Genomic DNA, 26,306 nt, shown 5'->3' on the forward strand with positions numbered 1-26,306 from the left:
GCGCATCCGGCGACCCCACGTCGCGGATATGCCCGGCCAGGCTGATGTGACGCAGCGTCCGTAGAGGAATGTTACGGACGCCGCGGATCGTACGGAACCGTGTTACCTGGCAGCCTGTCGGACATGGGATCGTCAGCCGCTCTGACTCCCCAAGTCCGACAGGCTGCTAGCCCGTCAGAACTGGTTCATCGTATTGTGCTTGCCTGACGCTTTCAGCGCGGCTTCGCCGCTGAAGTACTCCTTGTGATCGTCGCCCAGGTCGGAGCCCGACATGTTCTGGTGCTTGACGCACGCGATACCCTCTCGGATTTCCTTGCGCTGCACGCCGGCGACGTAGCCCAGCATGCCCTGCTCGCCGAAGTATTCCCTGGCCAGGTTATCGGTCGACAGCGCGGCGGTATGGTAGGTCGGCAGCGTGATCAGGTGGTGGAAGATGCCTGCCTCGCGCGCGGCATCGGCCTGGAAGGTGCGGATGCGCTCGTCGGCTTCGCGCGCCAGTTCCGAACCGTCATACTCCACGCTCATCAGCTGCGAGCGTTCGTAGGCCGACACGTCGGCACCGCGTTCCTTCATGCTGTCGAACACCTGCTGACGGAAATTCAGGGTCCAGTTGAACGACGGGCTGTTGTTGTACACCAGCTTGGCATTTGGAATGACCTTGCGGATTTCGTTCACCATGCCGCCGATCTGCGCGATGTGCGGCTTCTCGGTTTCGATCCACAGCAGGTCGGCGCCGTTCTGCAGCGAGGTGATGCAGTCGAGCACGCAGCGTGCTTCGCCGGTACCTTCGCGGAACTGGAACAGGTTGCTCGGCAGGCGTTTCGGGCGCAGCAGCTTGCCTTCGCGCTTGATCACCACGTCGCCGTTGGCCAGTTCGTCGGCGGCGATTTCCTCGGCGTCGAGGAAGCTGTTGTACTGGTCGCCCAGGTCGCCCGGCTCGCGGGTGTAGGCGATCTGCTTTGTCAGGCCGGCACCGAGCGAATCGGTACGCGCCACGATGATGCCGTCATCCACGCCCAGCTCCAGGAACGCATAGCGCACGGCACGGATCTTGGCCAGGAAGTCCTCGTGCGGCACGGTCACCTTGCCATCCTGGTGGCCGCACTGCTTCTCGTCGGACACCTGGTTCTCGAGCTGGATGCAGCAGGCGCCCGCCTCGATCATCTGCTTGGCCATCAGGTAGGTCGCCTCGGCGTTGCCGAAGCCGGCATCGATGTCGGCAATGATCGGCACCACGTGGGTCACGAAATTGTCGATCTTGTCCTGGATGGCGGCGCGCGCCGGGCCTTCGGCCGCGTCGAGCTGGCGGAACAGGCCGCCCAGCTCGCGCGCATCGGCCTGGCGCAGGAAGGTGTACAGCTCGCGGATCAGCGCGGCAACCGCGGTCTTCTCATGCATCGACTGGTCGGGCAGAGGGCCGAATTCGGAACGCAGCGCGGCGATCATCCAGCCCGACAGGTACAGGTAGCGACGGTCCGTGCTGTTGAAGTGCTTTTTGATGGAAATCATTTTCTGCTGGCCGATGAAGCCGTGCCAGCAGCCGAGCGACTGCGTGTACTTGGCCGGGTCGGCATCGTAGGCAGCCATGTCGCGGCGCATGATGCCGGCCGTGTAGCGGGCAATGTCGAGACCGGTCTTGAAGCGGTTCTGCGCGCGCATGCGGGCGGCCGATTCGGGATTGATGGCATTCCAGGCGCTGCCTTCGCGCTCCCTCAGGCTGGTGAGGGATTGGATATCGTTCTGGTATTGAGACATGATGAGCTCCTTGGACTGGTATCGAAACATTTGCGTTCCCGGGACAACGTCTTCGACAGGCGCTGTATTGCCGGGTCGTTTGAGATAATCATACTGGAGGAAGCTCAAGTCTCATGTCTTATATAAGACATATGCAGCAACATTTTTATCCTTACACATCAACGACTTATCTATCCAATTCCACTTTATGAAACATAATTTTGCGGAACGAGAGCCCGTGTTCGGCGAAACTCAACGCTCTATTTTGTATTATGAAACGTCATTCAGCGGTACGGGATATTGCGCCGCACAACCGGCGGATCTGCCTTGTACAGCGCGCCTCCATAACGGTTGTGGTCACGGCAAGGTATAGTCCACGCCGTTGCATGGTGCCTTGCAACTACTACTCATCGGCCGCGGCTCGACGCGCTGCCGGTGGCCATCGAACAACTGAAAGGATTTATCGGTGCTACCAGTCGTCAACCTCTTCCTGGGTCTGTATCTAGTGTGGCGCTATCTGTGGAGGTTCGACATCAGGCCCGTCGGCAAGGTCGCGCTGGCCGCCCTGCTGATGGCGCTGATCGAACACCACTGGCTCGTCAGCCGCATCTTCGGCACGCCCATCGCGTCGCCGGAAATCCCGCGGGCCGCGCTGATCGGCGTGAGCGTGGCGTATGGAACGCTGCTCGTGACGGCGGTACTGCTCCTGCTGGCGGACCTGGCCGGCCTGGCCGCGTGGATTCCTTCCCGCGCCACGGGCCGGAAGATCCTGCGCAACAGGACGGCGCCGCACGTGTTTCTTGCGGCCGGCGTCGTCATGGCGAGCGTCGGCGTGGCACAGGCGATCAGGGTGCCGGCGGTCAAGCCGCTCGAGTTCCACCTGGCGGGACTGCCCGCGGAACTCGACGGCTACCAGATGGTGCACCTGACCGACCTGCACCTGAGCCGCCTGCTGCAAGCGCCCTGGGCAACGGCGCTGGTGGCGGCAACCAATGCGCTCGCCCCTGACCTGATCGTCATCTCCGGCGACCTGGTCGACGGCACGACGGCGGCCCGCAGCGGCGATGTCGCGCCGCTGGCGGCGCTGTCGGCGAAGGATGGCGTATTCGCGGTGGCGGGCAACCATGAATACTATGCCGACTATGCGGCATGGATGCGCAAGTTCGACGAGCTTGGCATCGACATGCTGGAAAACCGGCACGTGGTCGTGCGTCAGGGTTTCGTCCTGGCCGGCGTTCCCGACACAGTCAGCGCCCGGCACGGGCAGTGCACGCCCGATATCGGCCGTGCCCTGGCGGGCAGGCCGGACGGCCTTCCCGTGGTGCTGCTGGATCACCGCCCGGGGAACATTCTCCGCAATCACACGTCCGGCGTCGACCTGCAGCTCTCCGGACACACCCATGGCGGGCATGCCCGCGGCCTCGACTGGATCGTCGCGCGCTTCAACCAGGGCTTCGTGTCCGGCCGCTACGCGGTCGGTGCTGCGACGCTGTATGTCAGCAATGGGGCGGGACTCTGGCCAGGCTTCCCGATCCGGCTGGGGCGCCCTTCCGATATCACGCTGATCACGCTGCGCGCCGCGAAGCCCGTGGGCTAGCGGGATCGGTGGGCTGGCGGGCTATTTCGCCAGCCGGTAGCGCTGCTCCCGGTACAGCAACGACGGCAGGATGACATGCGCCATGGCCCGGTCCACGGCGGCGGGCGCGGGTGGCTGACTGCCCAGGGCCAGTTCACCGCTGGCGGCATCGTAGCGACCGGCCAGCGGCGGCTGGTCCGGCCGCAGGATCGTCGCATCGCTGCCTTCCAGCCACGCAAAGTAATTATCGAACTGCAGCATCGCGCGGCCGGGCGATTCGCTGTCCCTTGCCAGGTCGCGTCCGATCATCGGGTGTTCGCTGGAGATTCCCATCAGCGACAGCAATGTGGGGCCGAGATCGATCTGGCTGGCCATGGTTCCGATGCGGCGCGGCGCGATGTCGGCACCCAGGATCAGGCCGGGAATGTGGAATTTCTTGACCGGCACGAGGCTGTCGCCATACACCCGATTATCGTGATCGGCGACGATGAGAAAGACCGTGTCCTTCCAGTACGGCTGTTTCTTCGCTTCGCGGATGAAGCGTCCCAGCGCGAAGTCGGCATACTTGACGGCATTGTTGACGGTCTGTTTGGTGGGTTCATGAAGTTCGATTTTCCCATCCGGGAATTCGAACGGCTCGTGGTTCGACGAGCTGAAAATCAGGCTGAAAAACGGCTTGCCATCGGCATGCAGTTTTTTCAGGCGTTCCAGGGACTTATCGAACAGGTCTTCATCCGACGCTCCCCAGCTGCCTTCGAAGCGCGGCTGCATGTCGCGCCGGTCGACGACATTCTGGAAACCGTTTCCGGTAAAGAAACCGCGCATATTATCGAAATGGGCTTCGCCGCCGTACACGAATTCGGTATGAAAGCCCTGTTTGCTCAAACCAAGCGCAAGAGTATAGAAATTCTGCTGCGCCAGCGACAGCTTGACGACGCTGCGCGCCGGCGTCGGCGGATACCCCGCCACCACGGCCTCGATACCGCGCACGGACCGCGTGCCCGTGGCATACAGCTGCTCGAACCACCAGCCCTCCCCCTTCAGTTTCTCCAGCTCGGGCGTCACGGGCAAGCCCCCCAGCGACTCGACGAAGGTTGCGCCAAGACTTTCTTCGAGCACGATCACGAGGTTCAACGGCTTTTCCCGCTGGTACACCGCCTGCTGGAAATGCAGGGTCGGCAAGGCGCCGGAGTCGAACCGGTAATCGCGCAGCCAGGGTGCCGAGCGCACCTCGTCAAGCACTTTCGCCCGGGGGAACTTGCCGTAAATTTCCGAGGAATGCGCTTCCTTGCCCATCGAATTGATGGCATCGAGAACCGACCAGGTGGAATTGATGATCAGTGAATTCACCATCGCATCGCCGGTCAGCGCGAACAATGCCGGATTCGCCGGGCGATGCGCGGTGGTAGACCTGATCTGCACCACCACCAGCAGCATCAGCACAGGCCAGGCCAGCAGCAGCTTCCTTGCCGGCCACATGGTCATCTGGTCCGATGCCGATTTCAGCAGCACGCTCATCCCGGCCGCCAGCGCAATGGTACAGCCCACTGTCAGGACCACGGCCGCGCGATAGCCTTTCCACAGGGTCGAGAATACTTCCGCCGGGTAGGCCAGGTATTCGACGAACAGCCGGTTTGGCCGCACATCGTATTGCATGATGAACTGGGGCGACGCCAGTTCCATGAAGACGATGACCAGCAAGGCGCACCCGACCCACAGCGCGGTGCCGTATCGCCACCAGCGCGCCATCCGCCGGTGTGCAAGCAAGGGCGACAGCGCGACCGGGATGGCAATGAAGTAGCCAAGCAGGATCAGGTCCGCGCGCACGCCCTGCAGGAACAGCTCGGCCGTGATGTCCGCCGCATCGACGCGCTGGAATTGCCAGGCAACCAGCGCCAGCCGCGACAGCGACAGCACCGCCAGCCCCGCAACGAGCAGCAAGGCCAGGTTGGAAAACGGTCCGGTCCAGTGCAACTTGCGCGAGAGCGTGTGGCCAAGGCGATGCAGGTAATTTCTTGCGGCAGATGCTGGGTGAGTCATGTCGGTCGTGTCATGAAGCGGGTGAAGCGGGCACCTCGGCCGATCAGCCGCGACGCGGCATGCCGACGAAGCCCGCGCATGCACTCACTGTAGGGAAAGCGGCATTAGCCGCGCGTTAGGGTCGCGTTAAATAGACGTTAAACGTTGCGTCCCCGTGCAGATTTCCGGGCCGCTCAGCCTTTCAGGGACGGCTATCGCGATCGAGGTTTCCTTACCCTGCGGCGGGATCGAACCCGAAGCCAGCCTGCCCGACTGGAGCGGCAGCCTTGCAACGAGCCGGTAGATCGACAGGACCAGCGCGCATGCAAGCCAGGCCGACCACAGCGTATGGGTCAGGAAATGCGCGCCCCGCAATTGCTGCCCCCATCCCACCAGGCAGCCAAACGCCAGCATGGCGATGCCGATGGCAATCGCCCTGCCCCGGTCATGGGGCCACCAGAATGCGGCCACGGACATCAGCCAGAGGGCGCTGGATGCGTGCCCGCCCGGCAGGCAATGTCCCGGTGCGATCCCGGCAGGCATCCATTCGAGCAGTCGGACATAGGGTGCCGTTCCGCCGTAGCGCTGCAGATCCCAGGGACAATGCGACGTGCTGGCGCGCTTCAGCAGGCTGATCGCCAAGGGCACGCACACTGCGGAGAGCGCGACGACGCGCAAGCCGATGCGCGTGGCATGTGCACCCGTGCGATGGGGATGCAGCGCGTCCCAAAAGGCGCACACGACAGCAAAAGCACCCAGGATGGACAGCAGCGTTTTCAGTATCGCGTGGTTGAACGTTTCCGCAATCCACGCATGCCGCATCGGAAACGTCCGGGATGCCGGATCGAACGCCGTGTCGGCCAACACGATATCGATATTGGTAAAGTTGCCGAGCCACAGGATCAGGACAGCGGACGACACGAGGATACTGCAGGCCACCAGCATGGCGCGCGGACGAATCGATTCAGTTTGCACGGCTGCAGGCGTGGACCAGGTCCAGTTTGGGGTTATGGATGGCAGTACTGACGTTCAGCATTCCCAGCACGGTATGAAAAACGTTATCGTGCGAAAACTCCTGGCCGGCGCGCGCCGCCAGGCATTTCTGGTCGATAGCGAATCGCGAACGGAAGTGATCGGACAGCCACAGCATCATCGGTACGCTGCGCTGCTCGGCTGGCGAAATGATGTAGGGTGCTCCGTGCAGGTACATGTTTTTCTCGCCCAGCGATTCGCCGTGATCGGAGAAGTACAGCATCGCGGTGGCGACGTCGGCTTCGGCGGCGGCTTCGCGCAGCAAGTCGATGACCCTGCTCAGGAAATAGTCGGTATAAAGGATCGTGTTGTCGTACGCCGCGACGATCTCCTCGCGAGAACATTGTTCCAGTTCGTTCGTCGTGCATACCGGCCCGAATTTTCCGAATTCCGCCGGGTACCGCTTCCAGTAAGCCGGTCCATGGCTGCCTTTCTGGTGCAGCACGATCACCAGGTCCTTCCTGGCATTTCGGATCATGTGCGGCAGATCCCGCAACAGCCGCTCGTCGTAGCACTCTTCGGCATTGCAAAGCGGATCACCAGCCACCGGCTGCGACAGGTCCTCATACCGTATGCGGTCGCAGGCGCCCTTGCAGCCGGAATTATTGTCCCGCCAGAGCACGTCGAAGCCCGCATGCTTCAGCACATCCAGCAAGCCTTCCCGGCTGTTCGCCTTGTCCGCCGAATAATCGTCCCGGCCCAGGCCGGAAAAGATGCATGGCACCGAGATCGCTGTCGCGGTCCCGCAGGAGCTGACATTGCGGAAGTTGATCAGGCCGCGCTGCTGCGACAGCAAGGGATTGGTCTGGCGGCCATAGCCGTTCAGCGAAAAACTCATCGCGCGCGCGGTCTCTCCGACAACGAGAACGGTGACGGTTCTCCCGCCGGGGGCGCCGGCCCACTTGCTGCCTTTCGCGGCATCCGTGCCCAATGGCGCGAGGACGGCCGGCGTCGCCCACCTGCGTCTCAGGTAGCCATGCGTGGCCTGGAATACATTGGTCGGCGTCAGCAGGAAGCGCAGTTCGCGATGCTCGCGGACAGCCGGTGCCAGCGTCTTGAACAGCACCATCAATAATCCGGCGATCGCCAGCAGCGAGAAGGCTACCGTGGCCAGCTTGGCCAGCAAATCGCGCCGGACCGGCGGAAAGCGCAGCGGCAGGCGCCATACCAGTACGGAAGGAAGCAAACCCATTACCGTGACGGTCTGCAGCAATTGCCAGCTCAGCAGCTCGTGGGCCTCTCGCGTGTCCGTTTCGACAACATTCTGGATCATCGACGAGTCGATGACGATGCCGTAATGGGTAATGAAGAAGGAAGCCAACGACGCCGCCATGAACAGGACGATCAGGACCGGCTTGATGACCTGCCTGAAATTGACCAGTGTCAGCAATGCATTGAACAACAGCACCAGGGCAAGGAAAACCCCCGCATGAACTGGCAGATTGCCATAACGCAAGCCACCGGTGGCCGACAGGAGCGACTTCCAGAAACTGGTGTTATAAGCCAGCACCAGAAAAGAGGATGCCGCCAGTGTCAGGACAGGTGCACCGATACGCGGGAGACAAATTTTCACAGACGGGACTCCGGATTCGAAGCCCCCAAGATACTGAAGCGCAAGTAAAGTTCACGTCAAGCAGCGGTTAAGGCGGGGTTAATGGCAAGAGAAAGAACGCCTTCGAGGAAACGGCGCTTCCATGGCTCTCTTATAATGAGCCAATGCGCATCCTGATCATTGAAGACAACCCCGACATCGTCGCCAACCTGTATGGCTTTTTCGAGCCGAAGGGCTACGTGCTTGATTCGGCGGCAAACGGCTACGGCGGGCTGGCCCTGGCCGCGCAGCACGATTACGACGCCGTGGTGCTCGATGTGATGCTGCCCGGCCTGAACGGGCTGGAACTGTGCCAGAAGCTGCGCGGCGAACTGCGCATGGCCACGCCGGTACTGATGCTGACCGCGCGCGATACGCTGGAAGACAAGGTCGCCGGTTTCGACAGTGGTGCCGACGATTACCTGGTCAAGCCGTTCTCGCTGGTCGAACTGGAGGTGCGGCTGAAGGCGCTGGTGCGGCGCGCGCAGGGAACCCATGCCGCCAATGACGTGCTGGCGTTCGCCGACGTGACCTTCAATACCGGCACGTTCGAGGCCAGGCGCGCCGGCCGGCCGCTGGTCCTGACGAAGACCGGCTACACGATCCTGCGGCTGCTGATGCGCGAGGCGCCGAAAGTGGTATCGCGCGAGCAGATCCTGCATGAGGTGTGGGGCGACAACCCTCCCGATACCGATGCGCTGCGGGTGCACATCCATGCATTGCGGCAGGCGCTGGACAAGCCGTTCCCGCATCCGCTGCTGCACACGATCTCGAAAATCGGCTACAAGCTGGTTGCAGCCGATGAGTAAGGAAGCTCCGCCGCGGGAAGGAACATCGCTGCGCCGCCGCATCACGGTGGCGTACCTCACGTTCGCCACCGTGTCGTCGGTGTTTTTCGCCGTGATCGCCGCGCTGGCCGTCGAGGGCATCGAAGTGCGCCTGGTCGACGAGCGCCTCGAGGAAGTGGCCGCATGGGCGGGACCGCGCCATGCGGGCGGGCTGCCGGTGGAAATGCCGGCCGGGCTCAGCTTCCACCTCGACGAGGATATCCCGCGCTCGCTGCGCGCCCTGCCGGACGGCGTGCATGAAGTAACCGTCGACGGTATCGACCTGCACGTGCTGAAGGGACGCAATGCCGAGGGCCGGTACGCGGTGGTCGATCACGCCAGCGCCTACGAGCAGATCGAGCTGGTGGTGTACTCGATGTTCGCCGTGGCTTTCCTGGGCTTCATGGGCTTCGCCGTGGTGCTCGGGCGCTTCCTGGGCAACCGCATCGTCGATCCGATCGTCGAACTGGCCGACGCGGTCGATGCGCGCGCGGCCAGCCTGCCACTGCGGGAACGCAACGACGAGCTGGGCGTCTTGTCGCGCATGATCGCCGGGCATACGGCCGAATTGCAGCAGTTCCTGGACCGCGAACGCTTTTTTACCGGCGACGTCAGCCACGAACTGCGCACCCCGTTGACGGTGATCGCCGGCGCGGCCGAGGTGCTGCTGGCGCGAACGGAACACGATCCCGTGCTGCATGCGCCGGCCGAGCGCATCTACCGGGCAGCGCGCGATGCCAGCGACGTCACGTCGATGCTGCTGCGGCTGGCACGCTCGCCGGAGCGGCTGGAATGGACGCTGATGCCGGCCCAGGCACTGGCGCTGGAAGAAGTGGCGCGCTGCCAGGCCCTGGTGGCCGGCCGGCCGGTGCAGTTGCGCTACGGCGGCGGTGACGATTTCCTCGTTCACGGGGTGCGCGAACTGCTGCTGGCGGCCATCGGCAACCTGGTACGCAACGCCTGCCAGTATACGCAGCAGGGGTACGTCGAGGTGCGGCTGGAAGGCCGCGCCGTGATCGTCGAGGATACCGGCCCGGGCCTGCCGCCAGCTGCCCGCGCACGGTTGCGCAACGAGGCAATTCCCGCCGATGCGCGTGGGTCGTCCGGCACCGGTCTCGGCCTCGGCATCGTCCAGCGCATCTCGGCCCACCTGGGCGCCACGCTCGTGCTCGGGGAACGCGCGCCGGGACTTCCATCGGGCAGCACGATCGAGCTGCGCTTTCCCGCGCCGCGCTCCGAACACTAGGCATCCCGGCAAAACTCATCCGGCATCCTGATCGCCTTTAGAATTCGAGCGTGGCCGACACCGCCACCGTGCGGGGCGTACCCTGCACGAGATAGCCCGCACCGGACGCGCCACCGGCGGAAGCCCAGTAGTCGCGGTCGAACAAATTGTCGATGCGCGCGCGCACGGTCAGCGTCCGCTCTCCCAGCGTGGTCAGGTAGCGCACACCCACGTCTGTGCGGGCCCACGATGGCACCTGCTGGAGATTGGCGCCGTCCAGGTACTGCTTCGACGTGTAAGCCAAGCGGCCATTGAGCGCAAGGCCCCGCACGCCGGGCACGTCCCAGTCGGCGTTCAGGTTGAACTGCCGGTCCGGGACGCCGACCGCGTCGTTGCCGTCGCGCAGGCCGCCGTTGGTGCGGCGCTGCTGCGCATCGATGAACGTCACCCCGCCCAGCAGGCGCAGGCCGCGCACCGGCTGGCCGAAGACGGTCATCTCCACGCCGCGGTTGCGCTGCTCGCCATTGAGCCCGTACACATTGTCGACCACGTAGGCCTGCGGCTGCGCCGTGACGAATGCGGCAGCCGAGAAGCCGATCGTGCCGGCGTCGTACTTGGCGCCGACTTCCTTTTGCCGCGACACCGTCGGCGCGAAGGTCTCGCCCAGGTTGATCACGCCGGTGCCGGATGCCGTCATGCCCTTCTGCAGGCCTTCGATGTAGTTCGCATAGACCGAGACGTTCTTCGAGGGCTTGAACACCACCGCGGCCACCGGCGTGTTGCGGCTCTCGTCATAGGCGGACGTTTCCGCCCCCGTGTTGTAGTTGTAGCTGTAATCCCTGATGCGCTGATGGCGCAGGCCCACGGTGACGAGCAGGCTCTCGTCCAGCATGGACAGGGTGTCGGCGATCGCATAGCTCGACAGGATCGTCTTGCTGGTGGTCAGTGGCGCGTCCAGCCTGCCGCCGACGATGTAGGTGGCCGCCGGCGCGATGGCGTCCACCGGCGCGTACAGGTTGGTGCGGAACATGCCGGCGCTGGTGGAATTGCTCATCGCATACGCGTTGCGCGAATCGTTCCAGAAGCCGGTTGCCGTCGCGCTGATGGCGTGGCCGACCGAGCCGGTGCGCAGCCTGGTGCGCGCGCCCACTTCGCCGGTGCGCACCGTGTCCTTGCGTTCATTGTCGAAGCGGTACATCGCCGCCGAGCCGTCGGTGGCGACGCCACGGGGCGCGGCCAGGATATTCGACTCGCGCCCGGAGCGCGCGCCGAACGCCGCCCAGGCCACCGTGTCCTTCGCCAGATCGAGTTCGCCGCGCAGGGTGCCGAACGTGTCGCGCTCGTTCGAATGAGTCCACGGCTGGGCATAGTTGCTGCTGCCATCCGGCACCGCGGGGACCGGCACGCCGGCGCTGACATTGACGCTGGGGCGGGCAGCCGTCAGCTGGTGATCCTGGTAACCGACGTCGGCTGACAGGCGGTAGTTTCCGCCGTTCCAGTCCAGCCCCACCGAGGCCAGCGACAGTTCGCGCTGCTCCCGGTCCACCGCGGTGTCGCCATCGCGGCGCACGACATTGATGCGGATGCCGGCGCGATCGCCGGGGCCGAACCGCCGCCCGATGTCGGCCGCGGCATAGCCCTGGCCGCCGGATTCGACACCGGCCGTCACGGATGTCAGCGCCTCGTTGCCGGCACGCTTCGGCAGCAGGTTGATCGATCCGCCGATGCCGCCGCCACCAGGTGCGGCACCATTCAGGAAGGCGCTGGCGCCGCGGAAGACCTCCACCCGTTCCAGCAGTTCGGTTGCCACGTACTGGCGCGGCAGGATGCCGTACAGGCCGTTGTAGGCCAGGTCGTCGGAATTGGCGGCGAAACCGCGGATCACGTACATCTCCTGGTAGTTGCCGAAGCCGCGCGTGACACGCACGCCAGGGTCGTTCTGCAGCACGTCGGCAACGCTGTGGGTCTGCTGGTCCTGCAGCAGTTGCCGGGTGTAGCTGGTAGCGTTGAACGGCGTATCCATCATGTCCACGTTGCCGAGCAGGCCGACGCGCCCTCCCCTGGCCACCTGGCCGCCCGAATAAGCCTTTGTCAGGCCCTCGGCCGAGGCATCGGCCGAGGCGCTGATGACGACGGTCTGCATCGTTTGCGGCGCTGGCGATGCGCTTTCCTGTCCATGCGCGGCACCGGCGGCGAGCAGTGCCGCGGCGCAGGCGATGGGGGTGAAGGAAGTCAGGGGCAAGGCGGGCTTGGACATGTTCGGGCAGTAAAAATGGGATCCGCCATTATAAACCGCCGCGACATAATACGAATCATTCTCATCTGGATACCGGAGGCTCCCGCTTCTGGAAGAGGATTCGTTGGCCATGCCCGGGCCGATTTCGTTGTTGCGTGGCCATAAACGCCGGGAATCGATTTACTCGCAGCACAGCCTGAGGCAAACTATTGCCCTTAAGCAATCCCAGGGCATCACGCACGACATGCCTGTGAGGAGCCAATGCCTTGCCACGCCGAGCCTGGCCTGGAAGTGCAGCACAACAATGGAACAAAGATGGAACTGTCAGCCCGCGCCTTGAAATGCATGCACTACGTCGTCGGCGTGCTCACCTGTTTGACGATCGGCCTGCTGGCATGGCAGCACTATGGCATGGAGCGGGTCGTGGAACTTTCCGCCAACGGTGATTTCAGCTACCAGGTTCTCGACGATTCAAAGGATCACGGCGCGAGCATCGTTTCTCATGTCGTGGAAGGCAATGTGATCAAGATGCACTGCACGCTGGTGCGCAAGTTCGAGTGGCCTTACTGCAGTATCCGTTTCACCCTGGGGAACGCACCCGACGGGATGGACATGTCGGATTTCGACAGCATCAGCCTCGACGTCTCGCACCGGGGGCCGGGCCTGCACCGGCTTCGCCTGTACCTGCGCAATTTCGAGAAGGGCATTTCCAACCTCACCGAACTCAATTCGCAGAAAGTCAACGAGATTGAATTCGACGTCCCGGACCAGGGCGAGCTGACTGTTCCATACGATCTTCTACATACCGCCACCTGGTGGGTCAAGCTGCAGAACCGCTCGCTGCAGGAATCGCGGGTACGGCTGGATAACGTCACGACCGTCGAGCTGTCGAGCGGCGTGGCCAATGAGATCGGCCAGCACGCAATCGAATTTCGTTCAATCAGGTTCCATGGCAAGTGGATCAGCCAGAATCATTTGTTGATGGGATTGACCGCCGCATGGTTTTGCTGCGGCATCGTCTGGCCCCTGCTCGGTGCCCTGCACTTGCGCTCGACATTGCGAAACAGGGAGGCCCGGCTGGCGGCACTGAGTGCGTTGAACGAAACCCTGCAACTGGAAACACGCGAGCTGGCCGGCCAGGCTTTCCTGGATCCGCTGACTGGCGCCCTGAACCGGCAGGGCCTTCGCGAACTTCTTCTGAAACAATGGAACAGGTCCGGAGACATGACGCAGGGCGTGTCGATCGTCTTCATGGACCTGGACCACTTCAAGTCGATCAACGATACGTTTGGCCATGCAGCCGGCGATGACGTGCTGCGCACCTTTGCCGAGGTGGTCACGAAGGCCATCCGCTCCAGCGATAAACTGGTGCGCTGGGGCGGCGAGGAGTTCCTGATCGTCTGTCCCGCCACGAGTGCGGAGCTGGCCGCGGGGATTGCGGAGAAGCTTCGCCTGGCCATGTCCAGGCATGACTGGCCATGCGGCCTGAAGGTGACCGCCTCGTCCGGCGTCACCGCACTGGCGCCCCGCGAGGACTTCGGCGAAGCGATCAAGCGCGCCGACGCTGCCCTGTACCTCGCCAAGTCGGGCGGACGCGATCGGGTGGAAGTCATCCTGCAATCTCCCGCAGCATAGGCAAAGGGGAAGACTCTCTCTACACGCCGGACAGGTCAATCCCGGCCGGCGGCAGCGAGGCGTGTGCCGATCCATCGCCCTGGCGGATACCTGCAATCGAAAGGTCCGACTTGTGGCGATGACGTGCCGCCGATACATTCGCAAAGCCGTTACGAATAGAAGAACAACAGGGCACTCGTCCTGGCGGCGCCCCATTGCCGCGTAAACGGTCGCCTGATCGCAGCGGGCAGCCGGCGCATCGCCACATGGCTTCCGGCCATGTGCGCGAACGGCCAAAAAATCAAGGAGACAAGCATGAAAACGACAAGCGAAAGCCTGGCTGGCCGCGCCAGCCTGATGGTGGCACATTGTGCCGGGATGGTCGACCTGGTCGCGCTGCCGGTCTGGGTGGGTGTGCTGATCAGCGGCTACGGCCTGGACCCGCAGCAGGCGGGCGGGCTGGCCACGCTGTTCCTCATCGGCGCCGTATGCGCAAGCCTGTTCGTCGCCCCCCGCTCGGCCCGCCTGCCGGCCCGAGCCACGGCGGCCGGCGGCTTTGCCGTCGCGGCGCTGGCATTCGGCGCTGTCGGGCTCGTTAGTGATTATGCGGCGATGGCGGTGCTGCACGTGGTGGCCGGACTGGCCGCAGCAACGGCATTGAGCGTCACGCATGCCACCATCGGCGGCAGCGGCAACCCGCACCGGCTGTTTGCCATCGTCGGCTTTGCACTGGGCGTGTTCGGCATCCTGTTCATGGGCGGCGTGCCGAAGCTCGTGTCCGCGCTGGGCGCGCCGGCGCTGTTCTGGAGCTTCTGCGGCATCATGGCCGTTGCAGCCTGCGTTGCCGCGCTGGGCTTTCCCACGCCGCGCACCGCCAGCACGGGGGCGCAGCGCATTGCCGGCAAATTGCCGCGCGCGGTCTGGCTGGCGGCGCTCGGCGTCAGTTGCATGGCCCTCGTCCAGGCAATGATCTTCGCCTTTGTCGAGCGCATCGGCGCCGAGCGCAATTTCGCCGCGGCTGCCATCGCGGGCGTGCTGATCGCGCTTGGCTTCGTCAATCTGCTTCCGGCACCGCTTGCCGCGTTCCTGCAAAAACGGGTCAATCCGCGCGCGGTGCTGGTGTGCGGTCCCGTGGTCCAGGCGGTGCTGGCCTTGCTGATGACGCAAAGCCAGACCTTCCTGCCTTATGCGGCCGGTGCGGCGTGCTTCGCCGCCGTGATGATCTTCACCCACACCTTTGCGTTCGGGCTGCTGGCCGCACTCGATCCAAGCGGCCGCGCGGTGGGTGCGACACCGGCCATGCTGATGACCGGCGCGGCGATCGGCCCCATCCTCGGCGGCACGGTGGTGAAGCTGTCGGGCTATGCGAGTCTCGGGCTGGCCGCGGCCGGGATCGCCGCCTGCGCGGCGGTCTGCTTCCTGCCGGGCCGGGCGGACCGGGCGGTGCTTTCACATTCCTGAGCCGGGATGCGGATTGGCCTCGCCGGTTCCGACCAGCAAGGCCGGCCTGGCCGCGTTTCAGCCCAGCCGGCCGCACGCCTGGGCCAGGCGCCCCAGGTCGATGGCCGGCGGGTGGAAGGCGGGCTGCGCGGCCTGGGCCGGACTGGCCTCCTGTTGCGGCGCGCTGTCGCGTTGCAGGACCACGGCGGAGGCTCCCGCCACGATGGCGATGCCGGACAGGGTAAGTGCAAGTAGTGTCATGACCGTCTCCGATATTTTTTATCGTCCTCCGCAGGCTCGCGCAGGGACCTGAGTCAATACTAGACCTCGGCCGAGGGCCACACCAATGATTTTCATGGATACCAGCAATCTGTTGCAGCTTGTGCCGGAGGGGCACCCGAACGGCGTGCTGGCGGCACGCATCTTGCCCGGGGCCGGGTGCGTTCACAGCATGCGCGCCACCTCGGACACCAGGATCAAGCCTGCAACAGTCCTCCTGCCGGACCGCCAATAGTCCGGCATCGCCCCGGAAACTGTGGGATCATGCGTGGCCTCAGCCGTTGCCACTCATTGAACAGTCCTTGCCTCATCCCATGATTTCATCCGCCAGGCTCGCCGACCGCGCGAGTTCCGAAGCCCGTTTCGAGGCGCTGTTCGAGCAGGCGCCCGTCAGCATCCAGGTCCTCGCGGCCGACGGCCGCACCTTGCGCGTCAACCAGGCGTGGGAAGACCTGTGGCAGATCCGCCGCGGCACCTCGTTGATGGCCCATGTGCTGAGCGCCGGCTATAACGTGCTGACCGACGCGCAGTTGCTGGCCGGCGGTATTACGCCCTACCTGGCGCGGGCGTTCGCCGGCGAATCAGTCGAGATCCCCGCCATTCGTTACGACGTCACGGCGCTGGGGCAAGGCGGCCCGGCGCGCTGGGTGACGGCGCGCGCCCACCCGATCAAGGCCAGCGATGGCACCCTGCTCGAAGTCGTGCTGATGCACGAGGATATTACCGACCGGATCGAGGCCGAGACGGCCCTGCGCGTTCGCGAAGAACGCTTTCGCCTGCTCGTGATGGCGACGTCGCAGATCGTCTGGACCAATACGCCGGACGGGCGCGTGCTGGAGGATTCGCCGTCGTGGCGCGCCTTCACAGGCCAGACCTACGAACAATGGCGCGAGTTCGGCTGGCTCGATGCGCTGCATCCGGAGGACCGCGCCGGCGCCATCGCCTTGTGGACCAGCTGCGTCGCCAGCCAGACTGTGTTTGAAACGCGCTACCGCCTGCGCAAGGCCGATGGCCAGTACCGCTGGATGGCCGTCAAGGGCCTGCCGATCGTGGATGCCCATGGCGGCGTTCGCGAGTGGATCGGCGCCAACACCGATATCCATGAGCGCGTGATGGCCGAGAACGAACTGGCCCAGCGCCTGGAGCGGGAGAAGCGCAATTCGGCCCTGCTCGCCAAGGTGGCGCAGGCTTCGCGCAGCCTGCACACGGCGCTGTCGAGCAAGGAAATCGCCCAGGCCCTGGTGGTGAAGGTGCGCGACATCCTGCAAGTGCATCAAGCCGTGGTGTCGCTGACCGAAGGCGACAGCTGGCTGCAGGCGATCAATGCAGTGTCGTTGTCGGACAAATACGCGCGCTACCGGGACTATGCAGCCAGCACGGAAGGCACCGGCATCTATGCCGAGGTGTGCCGAACCAATCAGGTGATGCGGCTGACGCAGGCGGAACTGGCGGCGCATCCGGCGTGGAAAGGGTTCGGCAGCCACGCTGGCGAGCACCCGCCAATGCGCGGCTGGCTGGCCGTGCCGCTGGTCGACCGGACAGGCCGTAATATCGGCCTGATCCAGGCATCGGACAAGGCCGATGGAGAATTCACGGCCGAGGACGAATCGATCCTGATGCAGTTGGCCTCGCTGGCAGCCAACGGCTTCGAGAACGCGCGCCTGTACGGCTCGCTGCAGGAGCAGGACCGGCGCAAGGACGAATTCCTGGCCATGCTGGCGCACGAGCTGCGCAACCCGCTGTCACCGATCTCGTCCGCCGCGGACATGCTGCGCCTGGGCGGCGCCAGCGAGGAACGGGTGCGCCGCGCGAGCGAGGTCATCAGCCGCCAGGTGCGGCACATGAGGTCGCTGGTGGACGACCTGCTCGACGTGTCGCGCGTCACCCGCGGCCTGATCGAACTCGCTCGCGAACCGGTGGATATCATGGCCGTTCTCGGCAGCGCCGTCGAGCAGTCGATGCCCTTGATCGATGCCCGCGGCCATGCGCTGGCCGTGGATGGCGCGGTGCGGGATGCCCGGGTACTGGGCGACTACAACAGGCTGGTGCAGGTCTTCGTCAACCTGCTCAACAATGCCGCCAAGTACACCCCGCGCGGCGGCCGTATCGCGCTCACGGTGGCGCGCCAGGGCGGCACTGTCGGCATCGATGTGGCCGACAACGGCATTGGCCTGGATGCCGACCTGCTGCCCCATGTGTTCGAGCTGTTCACGCAAGGGGAACGTTCGCCCGACCGGACCCAGGGCGGCCTGGGCGTCGGCCTCGCGCTGGTGCGCAACATCGTCACCTTGCACGGGGGCACAGTCAGCGCCCGCAGCAACGGTGCCGGCACCGGGAGCACCTTTACGGTCACGCTGGACCTGGTGGACGCCGCCGAGCCGCCACGCTAGAAGAAGCGACGTTCCTGCAGTGCCTGCGTGAACGGGCTGGCCCCGAAAGACTCTTCGGGCATCACCAGTTCCCATCCGATGCCCTGCCGGCGTTCGCGCGACTCGCACACGGCAGGCACCGCGAACGTTCGCCGTTCGTCGGCCGCCGGCAGCCGTATCGAAGCGTCAGCGCGACGGAGCGATGCGTTCCAGTTTGCGGTCAAGCGCATTGGAGCGCTGCTCCATGCCATGTTCGGCCTGGTGGAGCTTGCGTATGCTTGCATCGTCGATGGCGATGCCACCCGGGGGCACGATGCGTGGCGTGATGACGACGATGGTTTCGGTCGTGAGGCCGCCATCGTCCGTGCTGGAAAACGCCTTGCCCACCACGGGCAGGTCGGAAAGGAACGGCAGGCCCTGGCGGCGATAGGTGCGGCTGTTCTTGATCAGGCCACCGATCAGTACCCCTTGGCCATCGTTCGCCACCAGCTGCGTATTGACTTCCGTGGTCTTCTTCGAAGGAATGCCCGCCGATATGCTGCCCGAGCTCACTTCCGGCCGCACCTTCAGCAGAATGCGGCCGTCGGCATCGACCGAGGGTGTCACGCGCAGGATCACGCCCGTATCCAGGAACTCGATCGACTCGGACGTGACGTTGTTGATCGTTGTCGTCAGCCTGTAACCGAGCCGATCGCCCACGTTGGTGGTGGCTTCCTGGTCCTCCAGCGCCAGCAGGCGTGGCGTGGCCAGCGTGTGCACCCGCCCCTTGTTGCTGAGGGCACTCAGGTATGCATCGATGCTGTTGTTGACGAGACTGAAGTAAAAGCGCGGCCCCGTGCGGTTGGCGAAACCGGTTGCGCCGACCACGTCGGGTCCGTTGCCGTTGAACACGCGCGACCAGTCGATGCCGAAGTTCTCGGCCTGGTCGAGCGTGATCTCCAGGATTTTCGCCTCGATCAGGATCTGCTGCGGCGCCACGTCGATGGCGCGCAGCGCCTGCGTGGCGCGGGCGATACCCGCTTCGGTCGATTCGATCACCACGCTGCGGGTCTGTTCCAGTACCGTTACGGTGCCGAGCGCACCCACCTGGCGGGCCAGGATCTCGCCGACCTTCTTCACGTCGGCGTAGCGTACCTTCAGCGACGCCACCTGGACACCGGCAGCCTCCTTCGCGCCGGTCTTCGGATCCGAGATCAGGAAGCCGCCGGCCCGTTCGATGACCGTATAGCCACCTGCCTCGGCAATGGCGTGGATCGCTTCGCGTACCGTCAGGTCGTACAGGTTGATCGACACATTGCCGGCCACGCCACGACCCAGCACGACGTTGATGCGGGCCGTGCGCGAGATCATGTTGAACAGGTCGGCGATCGGGGTATCGCGGAAGGTATAAGACATCACCGTGGCCGGCTCGGGAGCAGCAGGCCTGGCGGGTTCTGCCGGCATCGCCGGCGCGGAGGCACCCAGCTGCAATGCGCACAGCAGGGCCAGTAAGGTCGGTTGGTGCCGGAGCTTCATTCGGTTTCCTTGTCATGCGGGCGATCCTGCCCAGGGTCGCCCATCACGAGCAGTTGTTGCCGGCCGCCGCGCGCCACCAGTACACCGCGTTCGTCGATGCGCAGCACGGTGTAGCCAGGGCCACGGTCGCCGACCGCCACTATCCCGCCGTCGATGTCGGCCAGCGAACGGGTGCCGTTCAGGATCAGCGCACGCAAGCGCAGCGGTTCCGGCGGCACCTTGGCCGCTGCAACGGGAGGCGGTGCGGCCGGCGCGGGCCGCGCGAAGGGGTCGCGCAGCTCCGCTGCGGAGCTGGGGAGCGCGGTGGACAGCAGCAAAATGACGAGCAGGTATCTCATGGTGCGGATGGCGGGCCGTAGATGGCCAGTTGCAGCATGACCTTGCGCTGGGCGCCGGCCTGGCCGGGTTGCATGGCCAGTCGCACGATGCCGACCGTGGGCTGGCTGCGTTCGAGTTCGGTTATCCAGGCCTGGATGGCCTGGTAGGTGCCGATCGCGGCGATGTCGACAGTCTGCTGGCGCAGGCCCGCCACGGACTGCTCGGCGCCCTGTGCCGCCGAGGACACGGCGACCCCGTTCAGCCGCGCGGCCTCGCTTGCCGCGCCGATCAGCACGAGCGGGGTGGGTGGCAAGATCGGCCGGCCGACGGCGGCGGGCGGCACGGGGCCGGTGCGCACGGCGGGAATGGCAGCAGCAGCTGCCTGCAAGGCCGTCAACGCCGCGCGCTGCTGGCGCCAGGCGGCCAGCGGCGCGCGCACGCCGGCGCTCCAGGCGAGCATCGCAGCAATTGCCACGATGCCGATGCAAAGCAGGTTCAGCTGCCGCGCCGGCAGCATGCCCAGCGCGGTCCGAAGGCGCGCGCTCATGGCCGATCCTCCCAGGCCAGCGTGACAATGGCATCGAAGGCGATTTCATCCGTGTCGCCGGCGGCACCGCTCGAGCGCAACTGCACGCTGCCCACGCCGGGCGCGCGGCCGAGCTGCTCCAGGAACGCAGTGACGGCGGCATAGTCCAGCGCCTGGCCGGACAGTTCGACGATGCTGGCCGACGCCGGCACCTTGACCGGCATGGCGGCGGCCTTGCCCGATCCGATGGGAGCACCCTCCGCAAGCGGGGAACCGCGGCGCAGCATCATGTTTGTCAGCCAGGCGCCGCGTGGCAGGGCCACGTCGATGGCTTGCGCCAGGGCTGCCAGCTCGCCCTCGCGCCGCAGCGCCCTCAGCAGCGCATCGCGCTCCGAACGCTGTTGCATGTCGCTCCGGGCGCTGGCCTCGCGCGCCTGGTCGGTCTGCGCCTGCATTGCCGCCGCGCGCAGTCTCGCCGCCTCGCGTTCGAAAACCACCGTCCGCCAGCGCAGCCACCCGCCGGCCAGCGCGCCGGCAAGCACCACGATGGCAAGTGCCAGGCCCGTGCGGCGCAGTACACGGCGCACGCGGATGCCGGTGCGGTAGCTGCGCGGGATCATGTCGATGTCAGCCATCGAGGCCTCCGCGCAGCGCCAGCCCGGCCGCCAGCGCGACCGGGGTGGACAGTTCCACAGCCTGCCCTGCTGGCAGTGCATGGTCGAAAGCGCCCAGCGGATCGAGCAGGTGGACTGGTACGTCGATCAGTTCGCCGATACGATCGCGGATATCGGGATAGCGCGCCAGGCTGCCGTTCAGGTACAGGCGGCAGATCGAGCTGCCGCGCGTACGCGACGCAACATAGACCTGCGTGTGCGCCAGTTCGTCGGCCAGCGCCCGGCAATCAGCATGCAGGATTTCGCGAATTGCCCGGGCTAGCTCGTCATGCGCGTTGCCGCGGCCGCCTATGCCATGTTCGCGCATCAGGTGGGTGGCCGTGTCTGGCGGCAGGTCGAGCGCCGCCGCGAGGCTGCGCGCAAGGCGGCTTTCGCCGAAATCGATCTCGCGGTCGAGCATCAGGCGGCGCCCCCAGATCACCGTCAGGTAGCTCCTGGCGGTGCCGAAATTGAGCAGCGCCACCGATTGGCCGACCTCGTTGCCATGCATCGTCGCCAGCAACCGGCCGATCGCGGTGGGGCCGATATCCAGCGCCACTGGTTCGAGGCGGGCGGCTTCCAGCCTGGCCAGGTAATCCAGCACGCGCGACCGGGGTGCGGCGGCGACCAATACCTGCCGCTCCGTACCATCGGCATCGGCGCCGCGTACCTGGTAATAGTCGAGCACGTGGTCGGCGGCGCCGTTGCCCAGCTGCTCGGCGGCCGCCCTGGCCACGGCCTGCGCTTCCGGCTGCCCTGCCGCCACGTTCACCGTGAGCGGCAGGATGCGCACGTCCGCCGGTGGCAGGGCCGACACTACGCGGCGGCCCGCGAACGGTGCCGAGGCCAGCGCGGCATCGACAAAGCGGGCCAGCTGTCTCGGCGCAGCGAACAGTTCCGCGCGCGGCACCGGGTAGCGGACCGAGGCTGCCGCGCGCAGGCGCCAGCGTCCATCGTGCACGTCGGCCTGCACCAGGTTCAGCCGGTTGGCGGCGAAGTCGGCACCGATCGGGCGCACCGCCGTTCGCATGCCCGAGGTGCGCAAGCCGGCCAGCAGATCGCGCCTGAATTTCATGCCGTCACCTGCGCGGCGCCAAGCCGCACGTGCGCACCGCCAGCCCGCTTGGCAGCGTACAGCAATTCATCTGCCTGGGCGTAGGCGACATCGAGCGTGCAGGCGCCGGCCGCATCGAGCGCGATCATGCCGGCGCTGATCGTGGGAAGCGGCGTACCCGGCGGCGCGCCAGCGACCGCGCGCACGGCGGCGTCGGCCAGCATGCCTTCCAGCCGGGCCAGCGGAGCCGGCCTGCCCGCCAGGATGAAGGCGAACTCGTCGCCGCCGAGGCGCACCAGGCATTCCAGATCTCCGTCCAGATCCGCAAAGGCCGCGGCAAGCGACTGCAGTACCTGGTCACCATGGCGATGGCCGAACGTATCGTTCAAGGGCTTGAACTGGTCGATGTCGAGCAGGCCGAAGCAGGCCGGGGTGCCGGACTGCGCATGCGCGACAACGATGTCCGCAAAACGGCGCTCCAGGTAGCGCCGGTTCCATGCGCCGGTCAGGTGATCGCGCTCGGCCAGGCTGGCCATGTCGGCGCTCGCGCGTTCCAGGCCGAAACGTGCCGCCAGGTCGCGCTTGCGCAGGCTCAGCGTGCGCGCCACCAGCGCCAGCGACAGCAGCGATGCCGTCACCATGGTGAATTGCAGCGCCCAGGGTTCCACGTCGCCGAAGCGCAGCCGCGTGAAGAACGTCAGCGAGGTAAACATCGCGTAGATCGCCAGGCTGGTGAGCGCGGCTTCGCGCATGCCCCACGGCATGAGCGGGATCAGCATGTGCAGCGTGGCCACGCTGAGCAGCACCATCACGTGCAGCCGGCCCGATTCGCGCGCCAGCAGCACCAGGGCGGCTGCGCAGATGACCAGCAGCGCCATTGCCAGCAGGTTCAGGGCCTGGACGTCGCGCACCCGTGCCGCGGAAAAGCGGATGTGCAGTGCCAGCGCGGCAAGCAGCAGGTAAGTGTGCGTGTAGGCGCGGCCGAGGTCGAACCAGGCGGCGAAAGCGCCGGCCTGTGCCAGGAACAGCAGGGCAGCCGCGGCGAGCAATGCGACGCCCTGGCGGGTATCGCGCTCGATGTGCGGGGTGGCGTAGTCAGCGAGTTCCTGCGGGGCGAAGCCCGTGGAGGACCACAGGGCTGGCAAGGCGTCCGCTAGCGTTCGCAGCGGAGGCGGGGCGGCGAAAAATGGCATGATGGATCTCATAGGTTGACCTGCTAGCAGGCTTTGGCGGTAGTCACCCGAAGCACGGGGCGCTGGCTGGCGGTCGCGTCGCGGCTGTGGAACACGGCCGACGGGCCGGCGGTCGCCATGCGCAGCAGCATGCCGTAGTTGGCAAGGCGGCCGCTGACCCAGCCGTCCACCAGGCCCGTCACGTCGAACGAGACCGTGGTGCCGCTGGTACCCGCGACGGCCGCGGTGACGACCGGCGTGTCGCCAAAGTCGCCGCCGGTCCAGCCGGCAAGGTAGAGCCGGGCATAGCGCCAGGTCGCCGTGCCATCCCACTGCGTCTTCACCCGGTGCACGGCAACGTGGTGCCCGGTGGCGATGGCGCCGCTGCGGGTGACGGTCAGGGTGGCGGACAGTACCCTCGTCTCCCTGTTGATCTCGCTGGCGGGCCAGAACAGCAGCGCGTGCGACGCGTCCGGCGCCAGCGACAGCCGCGCATTGTTGCTGTCAGGCTGGACAATGCTGGCGGCGATCGTGGTGTCGATCGCGGCGCCGCCGAGATCGACGGACGTGGACTTCTTGCTGAAATCGACCAGGGTGGCATTCCTGCGTTCGATCGTGCGTTCCGTGCCATCGCCGGTCTCGCCACGCGCCACGATGTCCAGGTTCTTCGAGCCCACCCGGTTGACGTCCGCGCGGAACTTCCCCGGTCCGAAAGAGGTGAGCGGCACCGACGCATGGGTGCAGCCGGCCGCCCCGTTGCTCCAGATGGCCGCCGCCGCCGCCGCTTCGGCAAGATACCCGGCGGCGCGGCTGTCATAGTCGCTTTTCACGGATGCGGCATCCATGCCGGCCGCCCGGTTCATGCCGAACGCCAGCGCGGCCAGCGTGGCCAGGAGCAGCGCCACCATCAACAGCAGTGCGCCGCCCTGGCGGCGGCATGGCACCCCGCGCATCATGGCAGCCCTTCCGACGACAGTTTTCCCAGGCGCACCATGCGCGTGCGCGTCACGGTGCTGCCGTCGGCGCTCAGCGTCAGTTCGATGCCCAGCAGGGGCCGGCCGTCGACCACTTCCGGCGCAGTGAGCCGGAACGCCGTCACGTTGGTGGCGATGGTGCTGATGCGTGTCGGGGATGCGCGGGGATCCGTTTCGACCAGGTCGGTGCCGGCCAGCGCATAGCGGACCGGCGCCAGCCAGGAGGCCGCTGGCACGCTTGCCCCCGCTGGAAATGCCTTTTCTTTTTCGACTTCGGCGGCGCGTGCAACGATGCGGCCCAGCGCAAAGCGCGCATCGCCATTCAGGTCCAGCGCCGTGCGTGCGCTGCGCGCGCTGTCGGCGCCGGTGCGCAGCAGGTCCGCCAGCGGCAATACCAGGATGGCGGCGATGGCGAGGCCGCCCAGCAGTTCGGCCAGCGTGAACCCGGCCTGTGCGCGGCGCCGGCTCATCGCGTCACCAGAGTTACCAAAGGGAAAGCATTGCCGGCCCCGGTATCGGCCAGGCGCACGCCCACATACAGCAGGTTGTCGCCGGCGCCAACGGTGCCCAGCCGGACCGTATCGTCGTTGCCGTAGCGTGCAATGAACACATTGATCGCGGGGCAGGCCTCGCCCGCCGCGGTCGAATATGCGGAACGTGCCGTCATGCTGCCGGCGGCCGCCAGCAAGCGTGCGTAGGGTTCGCCCAGTACCGTTTCCATCCGCGCGCTCACGCAGTCCAGGTCGCGGTCGGCCTGCGCGGTGTTGCCGGGGGCGGCGATGGCGCCACGCAGCGCGTTCGCTGCCGGTACCAGGCAGACAGACAGCAGCAGCAGCGCGATCACGGCTTCCACCAGCGTCATGCCGGCGGCCGCCCGCCGCGGGGGGCAGGAATGAGGCGAATGGGACATATTGTCAGGAAGTTGTGACGCGGCCAGTCACGCCAACGGTGACCGTACGCACGGTATTGCCGATGCGGACGACGATGGCGCCGGTTGTCAGCGCCTGGGTGCGGGTCTCCGCATCACCACTGCCCCGCACCGGCATGCCATTGGCATCGAAGGCCACCTCCGCTGCCGAGGCGCCTCCGGCAAACGCGAAGCTGCATCCGGCCAGGGTCGCGTTGCTGCCCGCCGGCGTCGTGGCCAGCGGCACCGAGTACGGCTGCCGGTTGCCCGGATGCCGTACCGTCGAGTCGAACACGATCGGACCCAACGGCACCCCACCGACCACGCGCAACCGGTTCAGGTGCTGTTCGCAGCGGACTTTCCGCAACTCGCCGGTGCGCAGCGCTTCGTTGCGGGCAAAACGCAGCGCGAGCGCGACTTCGCCCGCGGCGGCATCAGCCCGGAATTCGGCCACCGGCGCGGCAGAGGGAATAGCCGCCGCAGCAGCGATCGACAGCACCGCGCAGACGGCCAGCATTTCAGCCAGCGTGTAGCCGGTCGGTCGCCAGCGCATCGCTTCGGGAAAAAAATCAGCGCAGCGAGTACGCGCGTTCGTCAGGATCCTCCGCCGTGCTGTTCATGATGAACTGGCCCGAAACGGTGTCGTAGGCCCAGCCGCCGGCGGCCGTGGCAACAATCGGCACGCCGGTGCTCTGCACGACGATCGCCGTGGAGTTGTTGATCGGCTCAGTCGGGATGCCCTGGCGCAGGTAAGGGCCGTAGCGGAATTGGCCGCCCGCTACGGTACAGGTCTGGCCCTCACGGTTCGACGGCAACCGCATCTGCTCCTGGAACGCCAGGACCGAGCCGGGTTCGCCGGTGCCAGCCACGCCGCCATTCGGGCACTCCGCGTCACCGCTCGATGCTGTCGCACCCGGGAAGACAAAATTGGCGTGCTGCGCGCGGTATTGCTCAATCGCGCTGCGCACGGCAGACAGGTTGGCATCGAGCGCAGCGCGTTGCGCGTCACCCGCAGAGGCCGAAAACTGCGGAATCGCGATCGCCGCCAGGATCGCGAGGATGATCACCACGATGAGCAGTTCGATCAGGGTAAAGCCGGCCGCGGCCGCGCGCTTGAAGGTCATTCGCATCATGTTCTCTGTGGATAAAAAAACAACTTTGTTGGATTTATTTATAGAAATATCTAATTCCGTAGGGTAACATGAACCCATGCTATTACCGGCGCGAACTTTCAATTGTGTGCTC

The 26,306-nt window shown here is 65.7% G+C and carries 24 protein-coding genes; 6 read left to right on the forward strand and 18 right to left on the reverse strand.

Annotated features, from left to right (window positions below):
- Nucleotides 1–174: 174 nt before the first annotated feature.
- Nucleotides 175–1,755: an isocitrate lyase gene (locus tag ACY34H_RS09905; protein WP_464977332.1), complete on the reverse strand. Its 1,581-nt coding sequence runs from the start codon at nt 1,753–1,755 to the stop codon at nt 175–177.
- A 445-nt stretch (nt 1,756–2,200) separates the two neighbouring features.
- On the opposite strand from ACY34H_RS09905, the gene ACY34H_RS09910 reads away from it, so the two are divergent.
- Entirely contained in the window at nt 2,201–3,331 is a 1,131-nt protein-coding gene (locus ACY34H_RS09910; RefSeq protein WP_464977333.1) for a metallophosphoesterase, read from the forward strand.
- 21 nt (nt 3,332–3,352) lie between these two features.
- On the opposite strand, the gene ACY34H_RS09915 is transcribed toward ACY34H_RS09910, so the two are convergent.
- The 3 genes from ACY34H_RS09915 to ACY34H_RS09925 all read right to left on the reverse strand — a co-directional run bounded on the left by ACY34H_RS09915 (nt 3,353) and on the right by ACY34H_RS09925 (nt 7,934).
- On the reverse strand, nt 3,353–5,350 hold the full coding sequence (locus ACY34H_RS09915) for an LTA synthase family protein (protein ID WP_464977334.1): 1,998 nt from the start codon (nt 5,348–5,350) through the stop codon (nt 3,353–3,355).
- A gap of 126 nt (nt 5,351–5,476) precedes the next feature.
- Nucleotides 5,477–6,304 carry a phosphatase PAP2 family protein gene (locus tag ACY34H_RS09920; protein WP_464977335.1) on the reverse strand — a complete coding sequence of 276 codons (828 nt, stop codon included), beginning with the start codon at nt 6,302–6,304 and terminating at the stop codon, nt 5,477–5,479.
- Complete coding sequence (locus tag ACY34H_RS09925) at nt 6,294–7,934, reverse strand: phosphoethanolamine transferase (RefSeq protein ID WP_464977336.1); 1,641 nt, start codon at nt 7,932–7,934, stop codon at nt 6,294–6,296. The genes ACY34H_RS09920 and ACY34H_RS09925 overlap by 11 nt, the downstream gene beginning before the upstream one ends.
- A gap of 143 nt (nt 7,935–8,077) precedes the next feature.
- Here ACY34H_RS09925 and ACY34H_RS09930 point away from each other — a divergent pair, with 143 nt between their 5' ends.
- Both ACY34H_RS09930 and ACY34H_RS09935 read left to right on the forward strand, forming a co-directional pair.
- On the forward strand, nt 8,078–8,761 hold the full coding sequence (locus ACY34H_RS09930) for a response regulator transcription factor (protein ID WP_464977337.1): 684 nt from the start codon (nt 8,078–8,080) through the stop codon (nt 8,759–8,761).
- The gene (locus tag ACY34H_RS09935) at nt 8,754–10,025 is read left to right on the forward strand and encodes a sensor histidine kinase (RefSeq protein ID WP_464977338.1); all 1,272 of its coding nucleotides are present in this window, start codon (nt 8,754–8,756) and stop codon (nt 10,023–10,025) included. The genes ACY34H_RS09930 and ACY34H_RS09935 overlap by 8 nt, the downstream gene beginning before the upstream one ends.
- Before the next feature lie 37 nt (nt 10,026–10,062).
- On the opposite strand, the gene ACY34H_RS09940 is transcribed toward ACY34H_RS09935, so the two are convergent.
- On the reverse strand, nt 10,063–12,246 hold the full coding sequence (locus ACY34H_RS09940) for a TonB-dependent receptor (RefSeq protein ID WP_464977339.1): 2,184 nt from the start codon (nt 12,244–12,246) through the stop codon (nt 10,063–10,065).
- 309 nt (nt 12,247–12,555) lie between these two features.
- Here ACY34H_RS09940 and ACY34H_RS09945 point away from each other — a divergent pair, with 309 nt between their 5' ends.
- Together ACY34H_RS09945 and ACY34H_RS09950 are read left to right on the forward strand one after the other, a co-directional pair.
- Nucleotides 12,556–13,875 carry a GGDEF domain-containing protein gene (locus ACY34H_RS09945; protein ID WP_464977340.1) on the forward strand — a complete coding sequence of 440 codons (1,320 nt, stop codon included), beginning with the start codon at nt 12,556–12,558 and terminating at the stop codon, nt 13,873–13,875.
- A gap of 294 nt (nt 13,876–14,169) precedes the next feature.
- Nucleotides 14,170–15,315, forward strand: a complete 1,146-nt coding sequence (locus ACY34H_RS09950) for an MFS transporter (protein WP_464977341.1) — start codon at nt 14,170–14,172, stop codon at nt 15,313–15,315.
- 57 nt (nt 15,316–15,372) lie between these two features.
- Here the strand turns inward: ACY34H_RS09950 and ACY34H_RS09955 are convergent, their stop codons facing one another.
- Nucleotides 15,373–15,555, reverse strand: coding sequence for a hypothetical protein (locus tag ACY34H_RS09955; protein ID WP_464977342.1), 183 nt, complete (start codon nt 15,553–15,555; stop codon nt 15,373–15,375).
- Between the two features lie 332 nt (nt 15,556–15,887).
- Here ACY34H_RS09955 and ACY34H_RS09960 point away from each other — a divergent pair, with 332 nt between their 5' ends.
- Entirely contained in the window at nt 15,888–17,963 is a 2,076-nt protein-coding gene (locus ACY34H_RS09960; RefSeq protein WP_464977343.1) for a PAS domain-containing sensor histidine kinase, read from the forward strand.
- Here ACY34H_RS09960 and ACY34H_RS09965 read toward each other — a convergent pair.
- The 12 genes from ACY34H_RS09965 to ACY34H_RS10020 are packed head-to-tail and all read right to left on the reverse strand — an operon-like array spanning nt 17,960 to nt 26,194.
- Nucleotides 17,960–18,172, reverse strand: coding sequence for a hypothetical protein (locus ACY34H_RS09965; RefSeq protein WP_464977344.1), 213 nt, complete (start codon nt 18,170–18,172; stop codon nt 17,960–17,962). The genes ACY34H_RS09960 and ACY34H_RS09965 overlap by 4 nt on opposite strands.
- On the reverse strand, nt 18,129–19,457 hold the full coding sequence (locus ACY34H_RS09970; protein ID WP_464977345.1) for a type II secretion system protein GspD: 1,329 nt from the start codon (nt 19,455–19,457) through the stop codon (nt 18,129–18,131). Before ACY34H_RS09970 ends, ACY34H_RS09965 begins: the two co-directional genes overlap by 44 nt.
- Entirely contained in the window at nt 19,454–19,795 is a 342-nt protein-coding gene (locus ACY34H_RS09975) for a hypothetical protein (RefSeq protein WP_464977346.1), read from the reverse strand. The genes ACY34H_RS09970 and ACY34H_RS09975 overlap by 4 nt, the downstream gene beginning before the upstream one ends.
- Nucleotides 19,792–20,322 carry a GspMb/PilO family protein gene (locus tag ACY34H_RS09980; protein WP_464977347.1) on the reverse strand — a complete coding sequence of 177 codons (531 nt, stop codon included), beginning with the start codon at nt 20,320–20,322 and terminating at the stop codon, nt 19,792–19,794. The genes ACY34H_RS09975 and ACY34H_RS09980 overlap by 4 nt, the downstream gene beginning before the upstream one ends.
- Nucleotides 20,319–20,936: a PilN domain-containing protein gene (locus ACY34H_RS09985; RefSeq protein WP_464977348.1), complete on the reverse strand. Its 618-nt coding sequence runs from the start codon at nt 20,934–20,936 to the stop codon at nt 20,319–20,321. The genes ACY34H_RS09980 and ACY34H_RS09985 overlap by 4 nt, the downstream gene beginning before the upstream one ends.
- Nucleotides 20,929–22,029, reverse strand: coding sequence for a pilus assembly protein PilM (gene pilM, locus ACY34H_RS09990; RefSeq protein WP_464977349.1), 1,101 nt, complete (start codon nt 22,027–22,029; stop codon nt 20,929–20,931). Before pilM ends, ACY34H_RS09985 begins: the two co-directional genes overlap by 8 nt.
- Complete coding sequence (locus ACY34H_RS09995; protein ID WP_464977350.1) at nt 22,026–23,201, reverse strand: GGDEF domain-containing protein; 1,176 nt, start codon at nt 23,199–23,201, stop codon at nt 22,026–22,028. Before ACY34H_RS09995 ends, pilM begins: the two co-directional genes overlap by 4 nt.
- Nucleotides 23,202–23,224: 23 nt before the next feature.
- Nucleotides 23,225–24,136, reverse strand: coding sequence for a DNRLRE domain-containing protein (locus ACY34H_RS10000; RefSeq protein ID WP_464977351.1), 912 nt, complete (start codon nt 24,134–24,136; stop codon nt 23,225–23,227).
- Nucleotides 24,133–24,624: a PilW family protein gene (locus ACY34H_RS10005; protein ID WP_464977352.1), complete on the reverse strand. Its 492-nt coding sequence runs from the start codon at nt 24,622–24,624 to the stop codon at nt 24,133–24,135. The genes ACY34H_RS10000 and ACY34H_RS10005 overlap by 4 nt, the downstream gene beginning before the upstream one ends.
- Nucleotides 24,621–25,064, reverse strand: coding sequence for a prepilin-type N-terminal cleavage/methylation domain-containing protein (locus ACY34H_RS10010; protein ID WP_464977353.1), 444 nt, complete (start codon nt 25,062–25,064; stop codon nt 24,621–24,623). Before ACY34H_RS10010 ends, ACY34H_RS10005 begins: the two co-directional genes overlap by 4 nt.
- A 4-nt stretch (nt 25,065–25,068) precedes the next feature.
- Nucleotides 25,069–25,614, reverse strand: coding sequence for a prepilin-type N-terminal cleavage/methylation domain-containing protein (locus ACY34H_RS10015; protein WP_464977354.1), 546 nt, complete (start codon nt 25,612–25,614; stop codon nt 25,069–25,071).
- A 16-nt stretch (nt 25,615–25,630) separates the two neighbouring features.
- Nucleotides 25,631–26,194: a type II secretion system protein gene (locus ACY34H_RS10020; protein WP_464977355.1), complete on the reverse strand. Its 564-nt coding sequence runs from the start codon at nt 26,192–26,194 to the stop codon at nt 25,631–25,633.
- Nucleotides 26,195–26,306: the final 112 nt, after the last annotated feature.

The organism is Pseudoduganella sp. jia 9 (assembly GCF_055502615.1).

Bases quoted from the DNA above. Each gene is read 5' to 3' on its own strand.
- ACY34H_RS09905 (WP_464977332.1), bottom strand. From the start codon at position 1,755: ATGTCTCAATACCAGAACGATATCCAATCCCTCACCAGCCTGAGGGAG.
- ACY34H_RS09915 (WP_464977334.1), bottom strand. From the start codon at position 5,350: ATGACTCACCCAGCATCTGCCGCAAGAAATTACCTGCATCGCCTTGGC.
- ACY34H_RS09930 (WP_464977337.1), top strand. From the start codon at position 8,078: ATGCGCATCCTGATCATTGAAGACAACCCCGACATCGTCGCCAACCTG.
- ACY34H_RS09935 (WP_464977338.1), top strand. From the start codon at position 8,754: ATGAGTAAGGAAGCTCCGCCGCGGGAAGGAACATCGCTGCGCCGCCGC.
- ACY34H_RS09945 (WP_464977340.1), top strand. From the start codon at position 12,556: ATGGAACTGTCAGCCCGCGCCTTGAAATGCATGCACTACGTCGTCGGC.
- ACY34H_RS09950 (WP_464977341.1), top strand. From the start codon at position 14,170: ATGAAAACGACAAGCGAAAGCCTGGCTGGCCGCGCCAGCCTGATGGTG.
- ACY34H_RS09955 (WP_464977342.1), bottom strand. From the start codon at position 15,555: ATGACACTACTTGCACTTACCCTGTCCGGCATCGCCATCGTGGCGGGA.
- ACY34H_RS09960 (WP_464977343.1), top strand. From the start codon at position 15,888: ATGATTTCATCCGCCAGGCTCGCCGACCGCGCGAGTTCCGAAGCCCGT.
- ACY34H_RS09965 (WP_464977344.1), bottom strand. From the start codon at position 18,172: ATGCGCTTGACCGCAAACTGGAACGCATCGCTCCGTCGCGCTGACGCT.
- ACY34H_RS09970 (WP_464977345.1), bottom strand. From the start codon at position 19,457: ATGAAGCTCCGGCACCAACCGACCTTACTGGCCCTGCTGTGCGCATTG.
- ACY34H_RS09975 (WP_464977346.1), bottom strand. From the start codon at position 19,795: ATGAGATACCTGCTCGTCATTTTGCTGCTGTCCACCGCGCTCCCCAGC.
- ACY34H_RS09980 (WP_464977347.1), bottom strand. From the start codon at position 20,322: ATGAGCGCGCGCCTTCGGACCGCGCTGGGCATGCTGCCGGCGCGGCAG.
- ACY34H_RS09985 (WP_464977348.1), bottom strand. From the start codon at position 20,936: ATGGCTGACATCGACATGATCCCGCGCAGCTACCGCACCGGCATCCGC.
- pilM (WP_464977349.1), bottom strand. From the start codon at position 22,029: ATGAAATTCAGGCGCGATCTGCTGGCCGGCTTGCGCACCTCGGGCATG.
- ACY34H_RS09995 (WP_464977350.1), bottom strand. From the start codon at position 23,201: ATGCCATTTTTCGCCGCCCCGCCTCCGCTGCGAACGCTAGCGGACGCC.
- ACY34H_RS10000 (WP_464977351.1), bottom strand. From the start codon at position 24,136: ATGATGCGCGGGGTGCCATGCCGCCGCCAGGGCGGCGCACTGCTGTTG.
- ACY34H_RS10005 (WP_464977352.1), bottom strand. From the start codon at position 24,624: ATGAGCCGGCGCCGCGCACAGGCCGGGTTCACGCTGGCCGAACTGCTG.
- ACY34H_RS10010 (WP_464977353.1), bottom strand. From the start codon at position 25,064: ATGTCCCATTCGCCTCATTCCTGCCCCCCGCGGCGGGCGGCCGCCGGC.
- ACY34H_RS10015 (WP_464977354.1), bottom strand. From the start codon at position 25,614: ATGCGCTGGCGACCGACCGGCTACACGCTGGCTGAAATGCTGGCCGTC.
- ACY34H_RS10020 (WP_464977355.1), bottom strand. From the start codon at position 26,194: ATGATGCGAATGACCTTCAAGCGCGCGGCCGCGGCCGGCTTTACCCTG.